This window comes from Faecalibacterium sp. DFI.5.82 (assembly GCF_029076575.1).
Taxonomy (GTDB): Bacteria; Bacillota; Clostridia; order Oscillospirales; family Ruminococcaceae; genus Faecalibacterium; species Faecalibacterium duncaniae.
In genome coordinates, this window is the sequence record NZ_JARFIS010000022.1 from 1 (window position 1) to 1,794 (window position 1,794).

A 1,794-nucleotide genomic window follows, 5' to 3' on the forward strand; every position below is an offset into this window, starting at 1 on the left:
GTCACCCGCTGAACATGGCTTAGCACACGGCCCTCCAAAACCTTTACCCGGATGAAGTGTCCCTTGCACTTGCTCCCGTTCTTCTTGTGCAGAGAGCAATCAAAGAAGTCTTGACTGAAGTCCCTGTGATTGGACGAACCATATTGCATCTTGGAACCGCAGTCAGCGCAGTAGACCATACCGGAGAAAATGCTGCTCTTGCCTGTCCGGGTCATGCGGTGACGCTGGCTACGAATCTCCTGAACCTTTTCAAACACATCATCGTCAATAATGCGCTCATGTGTATCCGGGAAGATAGCCTGATTTTCCACGGGATTCAGATGTCTCTTTTTATCCCAGATAGAGTTAGTATAGGTCTTAAAGTTGACTGTGCAGCCAGTGTACTCCAGGCGTTCCAGAATCGAACTTACTGCTCTTTTATCCCAGCGATAAGGGTCTTCCGGGGCGGGTGAGTTCGTACTCAGGCCATGGCTCAACTTATAGGCGGTGGGAGTCAAAACTTTGTCCACCCACAGTTGGTTTGCAATTTGGGTCGGGCCACGGCCTTCCATGCACATGGAGAAGATGCGCTTCACGATTGCAGCCGCTTCTGGATCAACAAGCCAATGTTTCAGGTTCTCCGGGTCTTTCACATAGCCGTACGGCACATTGACCGTCAGCGGTACTCCACGCTCTCCCTTGGCCTTCTGAACAGCCCGAATCTTGCGGCTGGTATCACGGGCGTAAAACTCGTTGAACCAGTTCTTAATGCCCGCAAAATCGTTGTTTACGCTGTTCGGGTCAATGGTGTCGTAGTTGTCGTTAATGGCAATGTAGCGAACGCCATACTGGGGAAAAGTGAAGTTTGTGTACAGACCTGTCAAGGCAGAATTGCGTCCCAGTCGGGACAAATCCTTCGTGATAACGATTCCTACACGCCCCGCTTCAATCTCGACCAGCATACTCTGAAAGCCGGGGCGGTCGTAGTTCGTGCCGGAATATCCATCGTCCACAAAGAACACCGGGTTCGGAAAGTGATTCTTCTTAGCGTATTCCAGAAGAATAGCCTTCTGGTTCTCAATGGACAGGCTTTCGCCGAGCCGTGCGTCCTCTTGCGACAGTCGGCAGTAAAGTGCGGTGATTTTATTCGTTGCTCCAGACATTGTTGTGTCCTCCTTACTCTGTGGAGCAACTGTCGGTACAGGATTGGTTACCGGGTCAAGTATAGCAGAATTGGACGCAGTTGTCATTCGTCTGCACCCTCATCTTCAAATTTTTGCTGGGCGTTCTTGGCAACAATGCGCTCCAGCTTCTTCAAAAAGGACTCCTTGCCCTCATAGCTGCCGGTCACGGTGTAGGTGGTGTGACCGACTTTCTCCGTGGTGGTCAGTTCTGGAATCCAGAAAGCGGACAGGTTCTTGACATGGAGGTTGCCGTTCTCGTCCACATAAGAGCTGTGTTTCTTCTGCTCTTCGGTCAAGGGCTTTCGCTTGAAATAGATTTCATTTTCGGAGATGTTCACAGTCTCGCTGGTCTGCTCTTTCGGTGCATCATCATACAGCTGTGCGAAAAATGCCAGTGCATCTTCGGGTGGTTCTTCCTCCATGAGCTGCTCGAAAACTCGCTGTTCCTCTGCCGAGAGGTTATTCCATGCGGCTTCCAACTCCTGCTCGTTGGCTGCGTTGACGAAGGCTTCGATCTCTTTTTTCATGGTGCATCCTCCTTTGGCTGCGAAAAGCGGATTTTCAAAAAGTATGGGTTTTCGTGAGAGCAAGAATCGTCCCGTGGCCACAAATTTTCAATTCTTGAAAATTC

Annotated in this window: 2 protein-coding genes; both read right to left on the reverse strand. The window is 50.4% G+C overall.

Features of this window, described 5'->3' with window-relative positions; translation table 11 throughout:
• The coding region (locus P0G09_RS15315; protein WP_275253077.1) for a recombinase family protein at positions 1 to 1,142 on the reverse strand (1,142 nt) is incomplete at its 3' end.
• Between the two features lie 83 nt (positions 1,143 to 1,225).
• Positions 1,226 to 1,690, reverse strand: coding sequence for a hypothetical protein (locus P0G09_RS15320; protein ID WP_112120869.1), 465 nt, complete (start codon positions 1,688 to 1,690; stop codon positions 1,226 to 1,228).
• Between the last annotated feature and the right edge of the window lie 104 nt (positions 1,691 to 1,794).